The sequence below is a fragment of the Glutamicibacter sp. JC586 genome (assembly GCF_009805585.1).
Lineage (GTDB): Bacteria > Actinomycetota > Actinomycetes > Actinomycetales > Micrococcaceae > Glutamicibacter.
This window is the reverse complement of the sequence record NZ_VHIN01000002.1, coordinates 140183-159739: the sequence shown is the minus strand read 5'-3', so window position 1 is coordinate 159739 and position 19557 is coordinate 140183. Positions and strand designations below refer to the sequence as shown.

General features: G+C 55.1%; 16 protein-coding genes. 12 read left to right on the top strand and 4 right to left on the bottom strand.

Features of this window, described 5'->3' with window-relative positions; all coding sequences use genetic code 11:
- Positions 1-208 precede the first annotated feature (208 nt).
- On the top strand, positions 209-1129 hold the full coding sequence (locus tag FJV47_RS00940; protein WP_370514906.1) for a serine protease: 921 nt from the start codon (positions 209-211) through the stop codon (positions 1127-1129).
- Between the two features lie 317 nt (positions 1130-1446).
- Here the strand turns inward: FJV47_RS00940 and valS are convergent, their stop codons facing one another.
- Positions 1447-4071 (bottom strand): valine--tRNA ligase, encoded by a 2625-nt coding sequence (gene valS / locus FJV47_RS00935; RefSeq protein ID WP_159609271.1) that lies wholly within the window; start codon positions 4069-4071, stop codon positions 1447-1449.
- Between the two features lie 246 nt (positions 4072-4317).
- On the opposite strand from valS, the gene FJV47_RS00930 reads away from it, so the two are divergent.
- The 11 genes from FJV47_RS00930 to FJV47_RS00880 all read left to right on the top strand — a co-directional run bounded on the left by FJV47_RS00930 (position 4318) and on the right by FJV47_RS00880 (position 15474).
- Positions 4318-5079, top strand: coding sequence for an SDR family oxidoreductase (locus FJV47_RS00930; RefSeq protein WP_159609270.1), 762 nt, complete (start codon positions 4318-4320; stop codon positions 5077-5079).
- A 36-nt stretch (positions 5080-5115) separates the two neighbouring features.
- The gene (locus FJV47_RS00925) at positions 5116-5856 is read left to right on the top strand and encodes a sirohydrochlorin chelatase (RefSeq protein WP_159609269.1); all 741 of its coding nucleotides are present in this window, start codon (positions 5116-5118) and stop codon (positions 5854-5856) included.
- 67 nt (positions 5857-5923) lie between these two features.
- On the top strand, positions 5924-7624 hold the full coding sequence (locus tag FJV47_RS00920; protein ID WP_159609268.1) for a nitrite/sulfite reductase: 1701 nt from the start codon (positions 5924-5926) through the stop codon (positions 7622-7624).
- The gene (locus FJV47_RS00915) at positions 7621-8343 is read left to right on the top strand and encodes a phosphoadenylyl-sulfate reductase (RefSeq protein WP_159609267.1); all 723 of its coding nucleotides are present in this window, start codon (positions 7621-7623) and stop codon (positions 8341-8343) included. Before FJV47_RS00920 ends, FJV47_RS00915 begins: the two co-directional genes overlap by 4 nt.
- A 10-nt stretch (positions 8344-8353) precedes the next feature.
- Positions 8354-9277, top strand: a complete 924-nt coding sequence (gene cysD / locus FJV47_RS00910; protein ID WP_159609266.1) for a sulfate adenylyltransferase subunit CysD — start codon at positions 8354-8356, stop codon at positions 9275-9277.
- Between the two features lies 1 nt (position 9278).
- The gene (locus tag FJV47_RS00905) at positions 9279-10574 is read left to right on the top strand and encodes a sulfate adenylyltransferase subunit 1 (RefSeq protein WP_159609265.1); all 1296 of its coding nucleotides are present in this window, start codon (positions 9279-9281) and stop codon (positions 10572-10574) included.
- On the top strand, positions 10561-11658 hold the full coding sequence (locus FJV47_RS00900; RefSeq protein WP_159609264.1) for an ABC transporter substrate-binding protein: 1098 nt from the start codon (positions 10561-10563) through the stop codon (positions 11656-11658). Before FJV47_RS00905 ends, FJV47_RS00900 begins: the two co-directional genes overlap by 14 nt.
- On the top strand, positions 11658-12401 hold the full coding sequence (locus FJV47_RS00895) for an ABC transporter ATP-binding protein (protein ID WP_159609263.1): 744 nt from the start codon (positions 11658-11660) through the stop codon (positions 12399-12401). Before FJV47_RS00900 ends, FJV47_RS00895 begins: the two co-directional genes overlap by 1 nt.
- Positions 12373-13230: an ABC transporter permease gene (locus FJV47_RS00890; RefSeq protein ID WP_159609262.1), complete on the top strand. Its 858-nt coding sequence runs from the start codon at positions 12373-12375 to the stop codon at positions 13228-13230. The genes FJV47_RS00895 and FJV47_RS00890 overlap by 29 nt, the downstream gene beginning before the upstream one ends.
- Complete coding sequence (gene cobA / locus FJV47_RS00885; RefSeq protein ID WP_159609261.1) at positions 13223-14002, top strand: uroporphyrinogen-III C-methyltransferase; 780 nt, start codon at positions 13223-13225, stop codon at positions 14000-14002. Before FJV47_RS00890 ends, cobA begins: the two co-directional genes overlap by 8 nt.
- Positions 14003-14019: 17 nt before the next feature.
- Positions 14020-15474 (top strand): FAD-dependent oxidoreductase, encoded by a 1455-nt coding sequence (locus tag FJV47_RS00880; RefSeq protein WP_159609260.1) that lies wholly within the window; start codon positions 14020-14022, stop codon positions 15472-15474.
- Between the two features lie 95 nt (positions 15475-15569).
- On the opposite strand, the gene FJV47_RS00875 is transcribed toward FJV47_RS00880, so the two are convergent.
- The 3 genes from FJV47_RS00875 to FJV47_RS00865 form a co-directional block, all read right to left on the bottom strand.
- Positions 15570-16805 carry an exonuclease domain-containing protein gene (locus FJV47_RS00875; RefSeq protein ID WP_159609259.1) on the bottom strand — a complete coding sequence of 412 codons (1236 nt, stop codon included), beginning with the start codon at positions 16803-16805 and terminating at the stop codon, positions 15570-15572.
- A 144-nt stretch (positions 16806-16949) separates the two neighbouring features.
- Positions 16950-17393, bottom strand: coding sequence for a DUF2871 domain-containing protein (locus FJV47_RS00870; RefSeq protein ID WP_159609258.1), 444 nt, complete (start codon positions 17391-17393; stop codon positions 16950-16952).
- Positions 17386-19482, bottom strand: a complete 2097-nt coding sequence (locus tag FJV47_RS00865; protein WP_159609257.1) for an MMPL family transporter — start codon at positions 19480-19482, stop codon at positions 17386-17388. The genes FJV47_RS00870 and FJV47_RS00865 overlap by 8 nt, the downstream gene beginning before the upstream one ends.
- Between the last annotated feature and the right edge of the window lie 75 nt (positions 19483-19557).

Sequence of the window (19557 nt, the reverse complement as noted above, 5' to 3'; positions counted from 1 at the left end):
TGATCAACGGAGGAAAAGATTCCTATGGAATTTGTGTGAAGTGTGTGTTTGACTAATTTGCACGAGTGCTACAGCACCCCCATCGATAGTGGTCAAGTGCCACTGGACAAGGAGTTATATCGTGCAAGTTCGTATGCAAAAGGCGGATTCAGCAAGGCTCAAGGGTCGACGCAAGTTGGCCGGAGCAGCGCTTTTCGCAGGAGCATTGATGCTCTGTTCCGCGCCGATGGCCACCGCAGCGCCTCAAGCACCCAACGATGACATCCAGTCGATTAAGATATCCTCCCAGAAGGCCGACAGTGCCATCGACTACTGGACTGCTGATCGTATGAAAGCGGCCAAGAACGCTGACTCACTCGTCAAAGGTAAGTCAGGTTCCGCAGCGAAGGTGGAGTCTGGCAAGTCCGCAAAGGTGCCTGGTCATGCAGCCAAGGCCAACGCGGGAGTATTGAAAAGCGCAACCGGTGGCAAGACTCGGGCAAGTGCAGAAAGCCCAGTTTCACACATCGGTAAGGTGTTCTTCACCCTTGGTGGTTCCGATTACGTTTGCTCCGGCAACGCGGTCGTCTCCGCAAACGAATCTACTGTTTCCACTGCCGGGCATTGCCTGAATGAAGGCCCAGGCGCATTCGCTACTCGGTGGGTCTTCGCACCAGCGTACGAAAATGGTAAGACTCCATACGGAACTTTCGCCGCGACAGAACTGGTGACCACATCGCAGTGGTCCGGTAGTGGTGACATCACTTACGACACCGGCTTCGCCGTAGTTTCCAACAGCAGCGGTGCAACCCTGACCGACACAGTTGGAGCCTCCGGTGTGGCCTTCAACCAGGCACGTGGCTTGGCGTACAAAGCTTACGGATACCCTGCAGCTTCGCCATTCAACGGTGAAACCCTTCAGTCGTGCTCGGGAACTGCAACTGACGATCCATTTGGTGAAACTCAGTCGCAAGGTATTCCTTGCACCATGACCGGTGGTTCCTCGGGTGGACCTTGGTTCTTAGGTTCCGGTTCGTCGGGCTACCAGAACTCGGTCAACAGCTTCGGCTACAACACCGTGCGTAACACGATGTTCGGTCCATACTGGGGTTCAGTCATCCAGCAGGCTTACCAGAACGCACAGAGCTAATCGATAAACCGTCGGTGAAGAGGATTCGATGGGGCTTTTCACCGATAACAATCGAGAAAGTAGGGACGATGCGAACAGATCACTCGTCAAAAGATGGGAACGATGTTCCCGTTCAAAGGCATCGCCTAGACTGCGGCGTAGACGAACAGCAAGAATATTTCACTGAAGATCGTCGACGCAGTGCTCAACCACGCAAGATCACCCGCCCGGGACCCTCGGAGGATGCGCAGGACTCCACGGGGGAGAAATAAGGGTAAAAATATGGTCTGGTTGTCATTCCGCTAACGGAATGGCAACCAGACCATATCGGCTTTGGGCTAGGCCTCTTCGGTTTCAGCCAACTCGACGTTGGTGACCGTTAGCTCGCCCTCGCCCTCGGCTTCGACTAGCGACAGCTCGCGGGCATTGGCCGCGGACTTTAGGTCTTCGAAACCAGCTCGAAGCTGCTCCACCTGTGCAGCTGGTGCATGAATTTCTCCGGAGAGAACTTCCGTGCGCTGCTTGACCTTTGCATCAGACTTTGCCTTGCGGATGCCCGAGAGAGCAACACCGACCAGAGGCAAGATCGCAGGATCTGCACCCTGCACTGCCGAAGACAGGTGATCGGTGCTTGGCCACTGGGTCAAGTGAACCGAACCGGTGCGCCACCATCCCCATACCTCTTCGGTAGCAAATGGCAAGAATGGCGCAAACAGGCGCAGAACCGAGTCCAACGTCGTCGCCAAAGTAGCCAAGACGCTAGCCTGTTCGGCTTCGCCGTGACCACCGTAGGCGCGGTCCTTGACCAGCTCTACGTAGTCATCAGTGAACGACCAGAAGAATGACTCGGTGATATCCAGAGCCCGTGCATAGTCGTAGTTCTCGAAAGCACGCTGTGCGTCATCGATCACGGTGGACAGGCGGACCAACAATGAACGGTCCAACCCATTGGTGACTACCGCAGCATCGTCGGTGAGGACGTTAGCTTCGGTGGCACCCAAGTTCAATACGAACTTCGAGGCGTTGAGAATCTTGATCGCCAGTCGGCGGCCGATCTTCATCTGGTTGATCTCATACGCGGTATCTGCACCTAGCTTGGCGCTGGCAGCCCAATAACGCACCGCGTCTGCACCAAACTTGTCCAAAACCTCGTTAGGAACAACCACGTTGCCCTTGGACTTAGACATCTTCTTACGGTCTGGATCCAGAATCCAACCCGAAATCGCAGCATGCTTCCATGGTGCGCTATCGTGCAATGAATCCGCGCGAACCGCAGTGGAGAATAGCCAGGTGCGGATGATGTCGTGGCCCTGTGGGCGCAGGTCAAATGGGTAGACCTTTGAGAAGAACTCGTCGTCTCGACCCCAACGACCAACAATTTGTGGTGTCAGTGAGCTAGTAGCCCACGTATCTAGAACGTCGGCGTCACCAATGAAGCCGTTGGCAGCTCCACGCTGGTCCTCGGTATAACCGGACGGAGCATCTGCGGCTGGGTCAACCGGCAGAGCATCGATGGTTGGGAGGATCGGGGCGTCGTAATTTGGCTCGCCATGTTCGTTAACCTGGTACCACACTGGTACTGGAACACCGAAGAAACGCTGACGAGAAACAAGCCAGTCACCGTTCAGACCAGAAACCCAGTTTTCATAGCGCGAGCGCATGAACGATGGATGGAAATCAATTTCCTGGCCACGAGCGATCATCTGGTTTCGTCGTTCTTCGTCGCGGCCACCGTTGCGGATGTACCACTGACGCGAGGTGACAATTTCCAGAGGCTTATCGCCCTTTTCGAAGAAGTTCACCGGACGGGAAATCTTTTTAGGTTCACCGTCAAGTAGACCCGCTTCGGAAAGCATCTCTACGACAGTTTCCTTAGCCGAGAACACGGTCTTCGTAGAGATCTGTGCGTAAGCTTCTTTGCCAGCCTCGGTGGTGATCCACTCTGGCGTGTCAGCCAGGATGCGGCCATCGCGTCCGATGATTGGGCGGGTAGGTAATTGCAGTTCACGCCACCAAGTCACGTCGGTCAGGTCGCCGAAGGTACACACCATTGCGATGCCCGAACCCTTATCGGCTTGAGCCAATGGGTGTGGGTGAACGGTAACTGGTACGCCGAAGATTGGTGAGGTGACGGTCTTACCAAACAGGTGCTGGTAGCGTTCGTCATCTGGGTGTGCAACCAGTGCGGCGCAGGCCGCCAGCAGTTCTGGACGAGTGGTCTCGATGAAGACCTGCTCGCCGTTCTCTGCGTTGAATGCATAACGGTAGTAAGCACCTGGCATTTCGCGGTCTTCGAGTTCAGCCTGAGCCACTGCGGTACGGAACGTGACGTCCCACAGGGTTGGAGCTTCTGCCATGTAGGCATCGCCCTTGTTCAAGTTGTCCAAGAAAGCACGCTGCGAAGCGGCGCGCGAGTTGTCATCGATGGTGCGGTAAGTCATGCGCCAGTCAACCGACAGGCCCAGGGTGGTGAAGAGCTGCTCGAAGACCTTTTCGTCTTCAACGGCAAGTTGCTCACAGACCTCAATAAAGTTCTTACGGCTAATGACATCCCAGTCGCGCTGGTTCTTGGCCGGCTTCTCTGGTGGACGGTAGCCCTCAATGTAAGGCTTGGTCGGGTCGCAACGGACGCCAAAGTAGTTTTGTACTCGACGCTCAGTGGGAAGACCATTGTCATCCCAGCCAAGTGGGTAGAACACGTTCTTGCCAGTCATGCGCTGGTATCGAGCCAAAACGTCGGTCTGGGTGTAGGAGAACATGTGTCCTACGTGCAGGGAACCGGATGCCGTTGGTGGGGGAGTGTCGATGGAGTACACGGCCTCGCGGGTCGTGTCTTCGTTGAAGTGATAGGTGCCCTCGGTGCGCCACCGGGACGAAAGACGTTCTTCCAAGCCTTCCAAAGCGGGCTTGTCAGGAACGGAAACTGTTGCGGGCGTGTCTGTGCCCAAGTTTTCTTCTGCCATAGCCTTATTCTTTCATGTTTTGGACGGTGCCTTGGCATTCATTCCCATGGCCTGCACCACGACGGCTGGCAAGGCGATCAGTACCGTGAGCGGATAGCCCAATAATTCTCTCTCAGCCCTGGCGATACAGCAGGTCGATTTGGTGATTTTCAAACTGCGCAACAGAACAAAAAGGGCGGGACAATGAAACGTAAGAGAAATTCATGCCTTACCAACTGGTAATCAACTAGTCCTACAGTTAGAAGCATGAATAACTTTGAAACTGAAAGTCCGCGCTCCGCCGTTGTCACTGGAGCCTCCAGTGGAATTGGCCAAGCTACTGTGCGCGCGCTCCGAAACCAAGGATGGACCGTTTTTGCCGTCGCGCGTCGCGCCGACCGTCTAGAAAACTTGGCCAAAGAAACTGGGGCAATCTCTGTTCCGGCCGACGTTAGCGTACAGACGGATGTGGATGTTTTGGCAAAAACTGTTGAATCGGCCGGAGGGGCAGATACTTTGATCAACTGTGCCGGTGGCGCACGCGGCACGGAATACTGGGCCGATGCCATCGATGAAGACTGGGACTTTATGTGGCAGGCCAACGTGATGGGCACGATGCGTCTGACCCGTGCACTACTGCCACAACTTCGCCATGCCCGGGGAACAGTTTTGAATGTGACTTCAACTGCTGCACTGGCCAGTTATGAAGGTGGAAGCGGATATAACGCGGCCAAGGCTGCCGAACGAGCGATGACGAAGGCCTTGCGTCTAGAAGAAGTTGAACATGGAATTCGCGTCATCGAAATTCTGCCTGGCTTAGTACACACCGAAGAATTCTCGCTGCGTCGCCTTGGTAACCAGAGCGCCGCAGACAGCGTCTATGCAGGAGTCGAGAACCCGCTGTCCGCTGAGGACGTAGCTGAAGTTATTCGTTACGCGGTCAGTGCACCGGCACATGTGAATCTGGATGAAATTGTGATCCGCCCGCAGGCTCAGGCCGCTAACCACAAGCTCATTCGCAACGCGTAATAAACGTTCAGCATTCCACTGGTGAGGACTCAGCCAATGACCGAAACAAAGCAGTGCACGATTCACGTTGTTGCTACATCACACGGCACCGACAACGCCTATGGACAACAGCTAATTCATGATCTTCGCGATCAGCTCGAGGACCTGGCCAAGCAAGAGCTATCGATAGAGCTTCGGTGGCACGAGGCTTACGTCGATGTGCAAGAGCCGTCGCTCGACGCTGTTGTAGCTGGACTACCTACCTTGGAACCAGCGGTGGTCTTGCCCTTGTTGGTCTCGGACGGAGTCCATACGACCTTGGATATTGCACAGGCGGTACAGTCACGTGAAAACACTCTAGCTGCAAGCCCACTAGGCCCGTTACCGCAATTAGCTCAACTGCTTGCCGATCGCGCGAAGGAGCATTTGGAGAATGACCCAATGGTTGCTCTGGCCGCGGCAGGGACGCGTTTGGAAGTCGGGCAGGAACAAGCAAAAGAACTTGCGCGCCAAATCGCCAAGATTCTAGAACGTGATGTTGAGGTCGGCTACTGCGCAGGTGCAAAACCGCATATTGCTCAAGTCGTGGACGAAGCGATGAAACGCCCGGTCGTTGTTTTGAGTTCCTTGCTCGCCGAGGGATACTTCCAGCACAAGCTCGTTAGCACGGGCGCCGATGTTGTGACAAGACCACTGTTACCTGACGTAACTATTGCTCAATGTTTCCTTATGCGACTTAAAGAGACGTTGAAAAAGGCCGGTTTTATGACGCCAGATGAAGAAGTTCTAACTTCTTAGTCATTGAGCGGTCATATGACCGAACGCGTTTGCTGACCCCCTAGGGTGGGTTTCTACGCTTGAATGCATGACGCAGACAACCACACCCGCTCGTCCAAAAAGGGCGTCCAAGCCCAACGGCCAATGGAAGATCGACGGCACCGAGCCGCTGAACGCCAACGAAGAGATGAAGGCCAAAGACAACGGCCTAAATGTTCGTGAACGTATTGAGAACGTTTACTCTAAGCAAGGTTTCGACTCCATTGATCCCGAGGACCTGCACGGGCGCTTTCGCTGGTGGGGTCTTTACACCCAGCGCGCCCAGGGCATCCCTGGCGGCAAGACTGCGACGCTAAGCCCCGAAGAATTAGAAGACAGCTACTTCATGTTGCGCGTGCGCATCGATGGTGGCGCGCTAACAACTGAGCAGTTGCGCGTCATCGGTCAGATTTCCAGCGACTTCGCCCGTGACACCGCGGATTTAACTGACCGCCAGAACATCCAGCTGCACTGGATTGACGTTATCGACGTCCCCGAGATTTGGCAGCGCCTTGAAGCTGTTGGCCTACACACAACTGAGGCCTGCGGCGACGTGCCGCGCGTCATCCTTGGTTCGCCAGTGGCCGGCATCAGCAAAGACGAAATCATCGATCCAACACCGGTCATCGCAGAGATCTCTCGCCGCTACATCGGTCGCCCAGAGTTTGCGAACCTGCCTCGTAAGTTCAAGACTGCAATCACCGGCCACCCAAACCAAGACGTTGTGCACGAGATTAACGACATCGGTTTGATCGGCGCGGTTCACCCAGAACTCGGCCCAGGGTATGACCTGTGGGTCGGTGGGGGCCTTTCAGCGAACCCACGCCTCGGTGAACGCCTTGGTGCGTTTGTCACCGAAGAGCAGGCACCAGATGTTTGGGAAGGTGTCGTCTCAATTTTCCGTGACTATGGCTTCCGCCGCCTGCGTAACCGTGCACGCCTGAAGTTCTTGCTTGCAGAGTGGGGAACCGAGAAGTTCCGCCAGATCCTGCAGGACGAATACCTGGGCTATGAACTGCCAGATGGTCCACTACCTGCACAGCCAGAAGAAGCGGGGGACCACAGCGGGGTGCACGAGCAGAACGACGGCAAGTTCTACATCGGACTAACCGCTCCGGCTGGTCGTGTCTCCGGCACCTCGCTGATCGCATTGGCCGATCTGGTTGAGTCCCATGGGTCTACCCGACTGCGCACCACCCCGCACCAAAAGATCATCGCCCTGGATATTCCGCAGGAGCATGTGAAGGACTTTGTCGGTGCTGCTCGCCAGCTGAAACTAGAGGCCTACCCTAGCTTGTTTAAGCGTTCGGCTATTGCCTGCACCGGCATCGAATTCTGCAAGTTGGCCATTGTGGACACCAAAGACACCACCATCGACGCAGTGGCGAAGATCGAGGATCGTCTCAAAGACCACGAAGGAAAACTGCCACGTGCCTTGAGCCTGCACGTTAATGGTTGCCCGAACTCCTGTGCACGAATCCAGACTGCAGATATTGGATTTAAGGGTCAGCTGATCACCAACGACCAAGGTGAACAAGTCTCCGGTTTCCAGGTTCACCTGGGCGGAACACTTGCTGGTTATGAAAATGGTGAAGCCGCCCTGGGACGGACGGTTCGAGGCCTGAAGGTCGCCGCCGATGAATTGCCTCAATACGTTGAACGAGTTGTTAAGAACTATTCGGAAACCGCCACCGACGGTGAATCATTCGCCGCGTGGGCGCACCGAGCAGAAGAGGATGAACTGAAATGAGCAATCAGACTCCAACCCGCACCCGTAGCGAAGCGCAGCTGCGCGAGATCGCCGAACTCGGCGCCGAGGAATTGGGATGGGATGCCACTGCAGCCGAGGTTGTTGCCTTTGCGGCCAAGCATTTAGGTGCCGACGAAGTTGCAGTGGCCTGCTCCATGGCAGACGCTGTTCTCCCACACTTGGTGGCCGAGCAGCTGCCAAATGTTGACGTGCTCTTCCTCGACACCGGATATCACTTCGTGGAAACGCGCAGCACCCGCGATGAAGTAGCCCGCACCTTGAATGTCAACATCGTTGATGTCCTCCCGGAACTCACTGTCGCCCAGCAGGATGAGAAGTACGGCAAGGACCTCTTTGCCAGCAATCCTGCAGCTTGCTGCCAGATGCGCAAGGTTGACCCATTGGCCAAGTCGCTAACTGGCTACAGTGCCTGGTTCACCGGTGTTCGCCGTGATGAGGCACCAACTCGAACCAATACTCCGCTGGTCACCTTTGACGAAAAGAACGGCCTGATCAAGTTCAACCCGGTGGCCCCATGGTCCTTTGACGAACTGATCGACTACGCCACCGAGCACAAGGTGCCGGTCAACCTACTGCTATCTAACGGATACCCATCCATCGGTTGCGAGCCATGCACCAAGCCAGTGGCCGAGGGGGAAGACCCACGCGCCGGCCGTTGGGCAGGACTAAACAAGACCGAATGCGGCCTCCACATCTAAGGAAAATGCCTTGACTACCATCGCTAACGCCCCAACCGGCACCCAGCGCAGCGTCTTGGACGCCCTGGAAGCCGAATCAATTCACATCATCCGCGAAGTACTCGCCGAATTTGAGAAGCCAGGACTGCTCTTCTCCGGCGGCAAAGATTCCGTTGTTGTCCTGCACCTGCTGGCCAAGGCCGTAGCACCGCTGCGCGTTCCCATCCCAGTGGCGCACATCGACACTGGCCACAACTTTGATGAAGTCATCAAGTTCCGTGACTCGGTAGTTGAAAAGTACGGCCTGAACCTCGTGGTTGGTTCCGTGCAGGAATACATCGACCGCGGTGAACTGACCGAACTGCCTGACGGTACCCGTAACCGCCTGCAGACTCGCGTCTTGTTGGACACCATTGAAAATAACGGCTTTGATGTTGTTTTTGGCGGTGCACGCCGTGACGAAGACAAGGCCCGCGCCAAGGAACGTATTCTTTCGTTGCGTGATGAGTTTGGTGTGTGGGATCCACGTAACCAGCGCCCTGAACTGTGGAGCCTGTATAACGGTCGCCACGAGCCGGACTGGCACGTGCGCGCCTTCCCGATCTCCAACTGGACCGAACGCGATATCTGGGCCTACATCGAGCGCGAAAACATTGAGCTGCCACCGATCTACTTTGCGCACACTCGCGAAGTATTTGAACGTGATGGCATGTGGCGCGCGGTCACTCCGGTCAGTCTGCCCAATGAGAACGAGCCAGTAGAGCTCAAGCAGGTTCGCTACCGTACCGTGGGCGACGCCAGCTGCACCGGCGCCGTGCTTTCAGCGGCTGACAACGTGAGCAAGGTGCTGGACGAATTGGCCATCGCCACCGTGACTGAACGCGGCGCTACCCGTGCCGATGATCGTATTTCCGCAGCGGGTATGGAAGACCGCAAGACCGAAGGGTACTTCTAAAATGACCACCACACTATTGCGTATTGCTACCGCCGGTTCGGTCGACGACGGCAAATCAACCCTGGTTGGCCGCCTGTTGCACGATGCCAAAGCAATTCTGGCGGATTCCTTGGATGACATCGCTCGTACCAGCGCAGAACGTGGCTTCGGTGGCACCGAGGGAACCCTCGACCTAGCCTTGGTCACCGATGGTCTGCGCGCAGAACGCGAGCAGGGCATCACCATCGATGTCGCGTACCGCTACTTCTCAACCGATAAGCGTTCCTTCATCCTCGCCGACTGCCCAGGTCACGTACAGTACACACGTAACACCGTCACCGGCGCATCCACTGCAGATGCAGCGATCGTGCTTGTTGATGCACGTAACGGTGTACTAGAGCAGACCCGTCGCCACCTTGGCGTGCTCGCCCTGCTGCGTGTTCCACGCCTGGTTGTAGCAGTGAACAAGATGGACTTGATCGACTGGGATGAGAAGGCCTTCGGTCAAATCGAAGCCGAAGTACTGGCGCTGGCAGACGAGCTGGGCATTATCTCCACTACCGTAATCCCAGTTTCTGCACTTCAGGGCGACAACATCGTTGAGCCTTCGCAGGTAGCACCTTGGTACACCGGCCCAACCTTGCTTGGCCTGCTCGAAGATATTGAGCCAAAGCTGGGTGGCGGGACCGCTCGTCTAGACGTTCAGTATGTGATCCGTCCGCAGGGTGGATTGGCCCCAGGGCTAGACCCAGAACAGTACCGCGACTACCGCGGCTACGCTGGAACCTTGGTCGATGGCATCTTGACGGTGGGGGACAACGTTCAGGTGCTCTCCAACGGGCAGCCAGTGGCCAGCCGAGTTAAGGGCATCAGCACCCCAGCTGGTGAAGCACAGCAGGCTCAAGCCGGTGACGCCATCGTTGTTGAACTAGAGACCAACCTCGACATTGCTCGTGGTGACACGATTGTGGCTGGCGAGTTGCCAACGGCCCATCGTGAATTCCAAGCCAATATCTGCGTTCTTGATTCAGCCAAGCTCACCAATGGTCAGCGTCTGTTGATCAAGCACGGCACCAAAGTTTCCGCAGCCAAGCTGTCCACCATCGATTACGTCATCAACGTTGCAGATTACTCGCAGCAGCCTGCCGAAAGCTTGGAACTGAACGATCTGGGTCGTATCACCTTGCGTAGCCAGGCAGCGTTGGCCATCGAGCAGTACGCTACTTCACGCACTGGCGGAAGCTTCTTGCTGATTGATCCTACCTCTGGGCGCACCCTGGCTGCTGGGATCATCGAGGAAAACAATGAAGCAGCCTGACCTGCCCCAGCCGGCAGAAAATAAGGATCGAGTTCGTCTTACCGCTAATAGTGGTAAGTCCGGGTACCGGGGTCGGTTCCTAGGACTAGTCGCAGTGGGCGTGCTGGCCGCCGCCGCAGTGGTCACAACCTTCTTGCCTGGACCCAATGAGATTCAGGCCCAGGCTGCGGACAAGGGGCCGGCTAAGGAGTTGAAGATTGGTTACTTTGCCAATCTCACCCACGCTCCAGCACTGATTTCGCAGTCCCAAGGGATTCTGAAAAATCAGCTGGATCAAGACGGTACGAAGATTGAATCGCAGATCTTCAATGCCGGACCGGCGGCAGTTGAAGCACTGAATTCAGGGGCTATCGATGCCGCCTATCTGGGGCCGAACCCTGCGCTGAACAGTTACTTGTCCAGCCACGGTGAGTCTTTGAATGTAGTTTCCGGTGTCGCTTACGGCGGGGCGAGTTTGGTGGTCAACGACAAGATCACCAAGCCTGAGCAGTTGGCAGGAACTAATCTAGCTAGCCCGCAGTTTGGTGGAACCCAAGACGTGGCTCTACGCAGTCACCTCAAGGATCTGAAACTGAAACAGGAAGCTACGGTAACACCAAGCTCCAATGGCACCGTTGCGCAGCTCTTTGGGCGTGGGGAAATTGATGGGGCTTGGCTTCCTGAACCATACGCATCCTTGCTGGTAGAGAAAAACGACGCTCACCGCTTGGTGAACGAAGCCGATCTTTGGCCCGAAGGTAAGTTCCCGACAACTGTTTTAGTTGTGTCGAAAGACTTCATGGCCAGCCACCCTTCAACCGTTCAGAAATTGGTGGACGCCAATACGGAAGCGATTGATTGGCTGAACAGCGCCGATGACAAAGAAAAATTGAAAGCAGTGCAAGAGGCATTGGCTAAGGCCAACGGCAGCACTTTTGATGAAGCGGTAATGGCCGCTGCTTTGAAGGAAGTTAACTTCAGTTCGGACCCATTGCCTGAGACCTATCAGGAGCTTGTTGATCATGCTCTGGCCGTAGGCGTTGGATCTGGCGGAGATGCTGACGGACTTGTTGACACTCGTTTTCTCGATAATCAGGAGCGGTAATGGGAGTACTACTCAACGAAGTTTCCCTCAGCTACCCTGGCACGGGACTGGTCATTGACCGGCTCAGTACAGAAATTGAAGATGGCGAATTCATCGCCGTCCTTGGTGCTTCGGGCTGTGGCAAGTCTTCACTGCTGAATATGATTGCCGGGCTTCTGGCACCGACCTCTGGTTGGTTAGAAGTTCCACAAGATGGTGCTGCTTTCATGTTCCAGGATGCCAATCTGCTGCCGTGGCTCACCGCGAGCGAGAATGTCGACTTGGCGCTCAAGCTTGCCGGTCACCCGGTCAAAGAACGAGCACAACGAGTCGATGAACTGCTCAAGCTTGTCCAGCTTGGTCATGCTAGCGATAAGAAGCCACATGAGCTTTCGGGCGGTATGCGCCAGCGTGTAGCACTGGCCAGAGCGTTAGCCCAGGACCGGCAGGTACTGCTGATGGATGAGCCATTTGCGGCCCTTGATGCCATTACCCGAGACATGTTGCACGAACAGCTTCGAGCATTGTGGGAACAGACCGGCAAGACCATCATCTTCGTGACGCACAACGTACGTGAGGCAATTCGCCTCTCGGGGCGGATTCTGGTTTTGTCCTCACATCCGGGCCGCATTCTTGAAACGCGTCGCATCACCGATGACCTTCGTAACAATCCGGCTCAGGCAGCAGCCTTGGCCGACGAACTCACCACGATACTTAGAAAGGAGCAACGTAAACATGAGCTCACTGACCGAATCTCGAACTAACGTGAGGCCCGTGCGAGCTATCAAGTTACGTCCAAGCGGGCGTCTTGATGCAGTGGTTGCTCCAATTCTCACCGTCGTGGTCCTCGTGAGCCTCTGGCAGATCGTTTCGTGGGTGAGCCCGTTACGTGAAGACCTATTCCCTGGTCCACTGTCTGTCGCTCAGAAGTTGCCGCAGCTACTGGCTGACGGGTCACTGGCTTCCGCGGTAGGTAACTCACTGTTCCGTGCAATTAGCGGTTTTGTGATCGCCGTCGTGATTGCGACGCCAATTGCTTTGCTTCTGGCTCACCAGCCGCTGCTGCGCAAGGGTGTAGGCCCGTTGGTTTCGGCCATGCAGGTGCTTCCATCCATTGCTTGGGTGCCAGCAGCGATCATTCTGTTTGGCCTGAGCGATGCCACCATCTATACGGTGTTGCTGTTGGGCGCGATTCCTTCGATCATCAATGGTCTGCTCTCCGGCATTGACATGATCCCTTCGCAGTACAAGTCGCTGTCCAAGGTACTGGGCGCCTCCAAGTGGGAGCATGTGCTCCACATTGAATTGCCGGCTGCGATGCCAGGCTATGTGGCTGGCCTTCGACAGGGTTGGGCTTTCGCTTGGCGTTCGTTGATGGCAGCGGAACTAATTGCCGTCGGCGGATCGTTGGCCCTGGGCGTGGGTTCCTTGTTGCAGCGCGGACGAGATCTGGCTGATCTTTCACTGGTCATGTTGGTCATCCTGACCATCTTGCTGGTGGGCGTATTGATTGAGCTGGCTGTCTTTGCTCCAATCGAACGCAAGCTTTTGCGTGATCGTGGCATGAGCCGAACAGGGGAGAACAATGGCTAAAGGACATATCACACTCATCGGTGGTGGCCCGGGTGACCCCGAACTGATTACCGTAGCCGGTTACAAAGCCTTGCTTTCCGCAGATGTGGTTCTCGCTGATCGTTTGGGGCCCACCGCATTGTTGGCTGACCTGGCCGAAGATGTCACCGTGATCGACGTGGGTAAGGGCCCGGGCTGTCACGTCAAGACTCAAGACGAGACCAATGAGTTGCTGGTTAAATTCGCGTTGGAAGGCAAACATGTTGTTCGCCTCAAAGGTGGAGACCCGTTCGTCCTGGGTCGTGGCGGGGAAGAAGTTCTCTTCGCTGCTCAATACGGGATTTCCACCCGTGTCATTCCCGGGATTACCAGTGCGATTTCTGTGCCAGGTGCCGCTGGAATTCCGGTGACCCACCGAGGAATCGCCAAAGGTTTCACGGTGATTAGTGGCCATACTGAACTTTCAGATGTTCCGATCCGTCCGGACCACACGCTTGCGGTGTTGATGGGCGTATCTAATTTGCCACAAATTGTTGAGACATTGCTTACCCGAGGTTTGCCGTCAAGTACGCCGATTGCGATAGTAGAGCGAGGTTACTCACAGACGCAACGCACAACTATCGGTACGCTAGAAGAGATTGTAGTGCGCGCCCGCAAGGCCGCAGTGGCGAATCCGGCCGTCATCGTTATTGGTGATGTCGTTCGGCTAGCCCCGGAAGCCTCCGACCAACTGGTAGACCTCCTGCCGCTAGAGAACGCCGATGCTACCGAGCCGGCCTCATTCGTTGACTAAGAAAGAGAAGTTGTTTGATGAGTGAAATTATCGTCCCAGAGCACCTCAGCTCCCGCGCACTGCGTGTAGCCATCGTTGGCGCCGGTCCTGCGGGCATCTACGCCGCAGACTTGCTGAACAAGAGCCAGCCGGTTGCCTCAGGTGACCTGAAGCTACATGTAGACCTTTTCGACGAGTTGCCTACTCCTTTTGGTCTGATTCGTTACGGTGTGTCTCCAGACCACCCACGAATCAAGGGCATTATCAACGCCTTGCACAAGGTGCTAGATAACGACTGGATTGATTTCTACGGCAACGTTGGCCTTGGCCGCGACATCAGCCTAGAAGATCTACGCGCACGCTACGACGCCGTGATCATCTCCACCGGTGCGCAGAAGGACGCAGACCTGAACATCCCAGGTATCGACTTCGAAGGTTCCTTCGGAGGAGCTGACTTCGTTTCTTGGTACGACGCACACCCAGATGCAGATAAGACCTGGGATCTGTCAGCCAAGGAAGTTGCTGTTATAGGTAACGGCAACGTGGCACTAGACGTTGCTCGAATCCTCTCCAAGCACGCTGACCAGCTGTTGGAAACCGAAATCCCTGAGCACATTTACGAACAGCTCAATGACTCTGCCGTCACCGACGTGCACGTCTTTGGTCGTCGTGGTCCAGCCCAGGTGAAGTTCACCCCGCTGGAACTGCGCGAACTTTCACACTCGAAGGACGTCGACATTGTTCTCTACCCAGAGGACTTTGAATTCGATAAAGCTTCAGACGAAGCAATGAAGACTAACAACCAGACCAAGACTATGGTTTCCACCCTGACTAACTGGCTCATTGAGCAGGAAGAACGCGAAGAGGCACCAAGCGCTTCACGTCGCCTGCACCTGCACTTCCTGCAGTCCCCAGTTGAGGTTCTGGGCGAAGACGGTAAGGTGACCGGTCTGAAGGTGGAACGCAACGAGCTTGACGGCAATGGCGGGGCCCGCGGCACCGGCGAATTTGTTGAATACCCTCTGCAGGCAATTTACCGTGCAGTTGGCTACTTTGGCTCAGCCGTTGAAGAGATTGAATACGACGGCGCCAAGGGTGTTCTTCCCAACGTTGAAGGACGAGTGCTGGACGCTTCGGGAACCCACGTTTCGGGTCTGTACGCAACCGGCTGGATCAAGCGTGGCCCAATCGGCCTGATCGGTCACACCAAGGGTGACGCACTAGAGACCATCACCCACTTGCTCGAAGATTTGGGCAACCTGGCTCAGCCAGAGTCAGAGCAGACGATTTCAGAGTTGCTTGAAAGCCGCGAAGTTGCATATTCGGACTGGAATGGTTGGAAGACCCTAGATGAGCACGAGAAGTCTTTGGGCACTGCCGCTGGTACCGTCTCGACTCGCTTCGGTGACATCACCCGTGATCGCGTGAAGGTTGTCGAGCGTGAAGAACTCCTAGAAATCTCTCGCGCAAAAAAATTAGCTGAGAGTCTGTAAGTCTCACCCCAGACTCAAGTTGCTCAATGGCGGTGATCGCTGGCACGAAAATGCCAGCGGTCACCGCCATTCGTGTCTGTGGTTAGATTGTTGATCTACAGTAGCGAGTTCCACAGGTAGTCTTCGCCGACTACAGGTATTCCGTAGTCCCGGGCCTTTTTCGCTTTGCCGGAGAGCGAGTCAGGATCGGCGGCAACCAACAACGCTACCTTCTTCGTTATGGCTCTATGCGGCGTAAATCCGGCCGCGTTGAGCTTTTTCTCGATCTCAGAACGTGGTTGACTCATATCACCGGTCAAGACGACCAAGGATCCCGGCGTGATTCGGGCGCTCTTTTGCCCAGTAGACGTAGGTTGCTCAGATTCGTGCTTAGTTGGAGTATCTGGAACCGCCTCGATCATCGCCGCGGGTAGTCCGAGCAAGGTGACAACCTTTTTTAGATCTGAAATTTCATCATCAGTGAGAATCCCGTCTGACCAAGCGGCATCTACGAGCTGTCTGAAATAGATCTCGTGTAACGCCAGAGCTCTGTTCCTGTCAAGGCCGATTTCCCCGGCGGCTTGAATCAATTGCTTCTCTTCGTGAGCGGAGAGATATCGGTCCATGAGTGCGAGGTCGAGCAGCGCCAGGTAGTTTTCTTCAGATGCTGTTCCTTCGAACTCGGGAAGTTGAGTCGCTAATTTTTCGAGAAAATGATCCGAAGATTTATCGTGGGAAGATCGGCGAATCACGGGAACGAAATGACTTTGTGGCCTTGAAGGATTCCAAGCGTTGGCCGACGCCATTTGAAGTCTTGTGTCCCATTCGCGTTCGTAAGGATCTAGTTCCATATACCGGGCAAGTAGCGTTGCTGTTGCTACGGCATCGCCAGCAGCGCTGTGAGAGTTCAGAAGCTCGATACCAAATGAATCGCAACAGTCTTGTAGAGAGCGACCGGCGCCCTGCAAATACCGATGCGACAGTCGCATAGTGCAAATGCCCTGATTTAGAAACTCATCTGGAACGGGTTTGGAACTGTTTCTGAATTCCGCCTGCAAGAACCTGGCATCAAAAGAGAGGTTATGAGCTACCAAAACTGTACCGGATAGCCTCCAATGCAGTTCTTCAGCAACCTCTTTAAACGTCGGTGCATTGAGTAGGTCTCTACTCTGGATCCCGTGAATTGTTTGTTTACCGAGGTCACGCTGAGGGTTTACTAACGTTTCCCATTTCTCAACTACTTCTCCGGAACGGGTCATAGTAACGACAGCGATCTCGGCGATACGGTCGTTTCCGCCAGGGAAGAGTCCCGTGGTTTCCGTGTCTACAATGGAGAATAATTCACTGCTCAATGATCTCCCCTTTGATGAATGTCCTTGCCTCAATGTATAGCAGAGGCACACCCTAGTTTGGGAGGTACTTGGTAGACAGAATGAAGACAGCCCAGACCTTCACGGTCTGGGCTCTTCCGACGGGCGACAGTGTGCCACTATCGCTTAGTTTGTGACGGCGGCTTCTTCGAAGTTCTTGTTTTCGCTCACGCTGCGACGCAGGATAACAAACAGCAAGACCATACCCGCGGTGATGGACATGTGTCCAAGACCTGCGATGCCGGAGATCATCTTGGACGACTCAACTCCGAGCACGGTCATGATGCCATGAGTAAGCTGCATTCCTGCAGTGAGAATTACCCCTGCGTTGTAGGTGCCCATGAACCATGCGAAGAGCTTACCGTGCTTGCTCAACGCGAAGGCCTTTTCCAGGAGCAAGACCAATAGCAGCATGACGAACCCGAGGATCAAGAAGTGCGTATGCACTACCGAAAGCTGTGTCCATTGATCTTCGGGAAAGTCATTGATTTTTGTGAATTCGCGGTAGAACAATCCCGAGGCAACGCCAAGGATCATGTAGATGAAGGAGAAGTTGACGAGCTTACGCATTGATTTCGCTTTCTTTGAGATCTGATGGCTCCGCAGTCAGCGTTGCAGGTGCCCGTGTTTTGCCGAAAATTGGTCGTTGCCCTGATCCCAGTACTGCGAACAGTGAGGGGAGTAGCAGGGTTCGAACGATGAAGGTGTCAAGCAAGACGCCGAGTCCAACGATCAATCCCAGCTGACCCAAAACGGTCAACGGTAGCGTTGCCAACGCTGCAAACACTCCGGCTAGAACGAGTCCGGCGCTGGTGATGACGGAGCCGGTACGACTTGCGGCTTGCTTCACAGCCTCACGAAGCTCAAGGGTCTGTACATCCTGTCGGACACGTTGTGTGAAGAAGATCGTGTAGTCCACGCCGAGGGCGACCAAGAAGACGAAGGCCAACAACGGAACTTGGACATCTAGAGCCTTGGCGTCAAAGACGAATGACGAAACGAGGGATCCGAGGCCCACAGCTGCTGCCGCACTCAGTAGATTGACTAGCCCCAGAGTCAGGGCGGTCTTCCATGAGCGAGTGAGCCAGCCGAGCATGACAAAGCAGATCACCATGATCAACGGCGCAATCACGTACAAGTCGCGTAGATGCATTTGATGAGAATCAAGTTGCGCGGCCGTCTGCCCACCAATGAGTACTTGCCCATTGTCTGTCGCCATGGTGCGAAGCTCAGCTACCAAATCCTGAGCCTGAGAAGAATTTGGATCCATCTCAGGAACCACAGAGAACTGCTGCCAGGATGAATCGCCGACCTGTGTAGCCTTGCCAATTCGCTTCACGCCAGCAACGTTCTCGAACTCACTGTTCAGCGCATCAACTTGATCGGCTTGAGCGAGAACGGTCAGTGGTTGCGCTTCACCAGCAGGGAAGTGGGCAGCGAGTTCTTCCATCGCTGACGAAGACTCAGTCGCAGTACGGAATTGTTGGGTCTGTGACAAACCGATACGAGTGCCGGCCAACGCGCTGGCAAGTACCAGCAGTAGCACTACTAGAGCAGCCAGATTAAGCGCAGGACGGTGCATCACAAGTCGTGCCGCACGAGAGAAGAAATTGTCCTTCTTGATCTCGCTTCCAGGTCGAGGAATCAGCGGCCAGAATGCTTTACGCCCGCTCATTGCTAGGACTGGTGGTAGCAGGAGGAGGACGAAAATGGCAGCGATCAATAGACCTGCAGCGCAGACAATACCCAGACCCCGGGTGTCATTCATAACTGCCAGCCCCAACGTCAACAGTGCAAGGACAACGGTGAGGTTGGAAGTCAGAATGGCCTCTAAGCTGGCGGCCCAAGCTTTAGCCAGGGCGCGACGATGATCGGTGGTCTTCTGCAGTTCGTCACGGTAGCGGGAGATCAGCAACAACGCGTAGTTGGTGCCGGCGCCAAAGACCAGAACACTGAGTACTCCCGAATCAAAGCTCAAATCCCAGAGGTTGCCAAGAAGATTGGCAATAAGCGAAGCGCTTCGGTCGGCGATTCCAACAACCGCGAGCGGAATCAACCACAGCACTGGTGAACGGTATGTCAGGATGAGCAAGACAGCGACGATGCTTACCGTGACTGCCAGCAACGTGAAGTCAGCACCTGCGAAGGCATTGGTGATATCAACCGCAAAGGCGGTGGAACCGGTGATTTGCACGTCAAGACCTGGGACCGGATTTTCTTGTATCCAACTGCGCAGTTCTTTCAGGGTTTCCCTGTCGGCTTCGGTAGACACCGTGCTCCAGGTCAGGGGAAGCATGGCTGCTTGTTCATCTTCGCTGACAAGAAGACCTCCACCAGACACGTTGGTGTTTTTGCTGAGGACTTTGGCCTCGGCCTCAAAAGCGGCAATCTCTTTATTGCCCAGCGCCGAATTGTCTGATCGCGTGGCGACCAACAGTGCGGATGTTTGCGTGTCCGTAGAATTTTCGTCCAAGATCTGATGAACCTGGGCCGAATCGGAGCCGTTCACGATAGAGCTGTCAGAGCGGGCAGGCGCTTCGAGACTGCTCAAGGCACCAAAAAGAATGGCGATACATGCGATGATCGCGGCGAGCCAGATCCGGGCACCGCGGCGGCCGGTCAATGATTGAGCGACCCGAGTTACGACTGAAACTTTCATAGTTCCAGTCAACGAGATTTTGCCGGTTCATCCATCGTGGAAATAGCTGAATAAAAGATCAACCGAAAGGTTGAG

What these genes read in the sequence shown, in the direction of transcription:
- FJV47_RS00865 (WP_159609257.1), bottom strand. Translation starts at nt 19,482, where the DNA reads ATGAAAGTTTCAGTCGTAACTCGGGTCGCTCAATCATTGACCGGCCGC.
- FJV47_RS00880 (WP_159609260.1), top strand. Translation starts at nt 14,020, where the DNA reads ATGAGTGAAATTATCGTCCCAGAGCACCTCAGCTCCCGCGCACTGCGT.
- FJV47_RS00915 (WP_159609267.1), top strand. Translation starts at nt 7,621, where the DNA reads ATGAGCAATCAGACTCCAACCCGCACCCGTAGCGAAGCGCAGCTGCGC.
- FJV47_RS00930 (WP_159609270.1), top strand. Translation starts at nt 4,318, where the DNA reads ATGAATAACTTTGAAACTGAAAGTCCGCGCTCCGCCGTTGTCACTGGA.
- FJV47_RS00905 (WP_159609265.1), top strand. Translation starts at nt 9,279, where the DNA reads ATGACCACCACACTATTGCGTATTGCTACCGCCGGTTCGGTCGACGAC.
- FJV47_RS00920 (WP_159609268.1), top strand. Translation starts at nt 5,924, where the DNA reads ATGACGCAGACAACCACACCCGCTCGTCCAAAAAGGGCGTCCAAGCCC.
- cobA (WP_159609261.1), top strand. Translation starts at nt 13,223, where the DNA reads ATGGCTAAAGGACATATCACACTCATCGGTGGTGGCCCGGGTGACCCC.
- FJV47_RS00925 (WP_159609269.1), top strand. Translation starts at nt 5,116, where the DNA reads ATGACCGAAACAAAGCAGTGCACGATTCACGTTGTTGCTACATCACAC.
- FJV47_RS00900 (WP_159609264.1), top strand. Translation starts at nt 10,561, where the DNA reads ATGAAGCAGCCTGACCTGCCCCAGCCGGCAGAAAATAAGGATCGAGTT.
- valS (WP_159609271.1), bottom strand. Translation starts at nt 4,071, where the DNA reads ATGGCAGAAGAAAACTTGGGCACAGACACGCCCGCAACAGTTTCCGTT.
- FJV47_RS00940 (WP_370514906.1), top strand. Translation starts at nt 209, where the DNA reads ATGCTCTGTTCCGCGCCGATGGCCACCGCAGCGCCTCAAGCACCCAAC.
- FJV47_RS00895 (WP_159609263.1), top strand. Translation starts at nt 11,658, where the DNA reads ATGGGAGTACTACTCAACGAAGTTTCCCTCAGCTACCCTGGCACGGGA.
- FJV47_RS00890 (WP_159609262.1), top strand. Translation starts at nt 12,373, where the DNA reads ATGAGCTCACTGACCGAATCTCGAACTAACGTGAGGCCCGTGCGAGCT.
- FJV47_RS00870 (WP_159609258.1), bottom strand. Translation starts at nt 17,393, where the DNA reads ATGCGTAAGCTCGTCAACTTCTCCTTCATCTACATGATCCTTGGCGTT.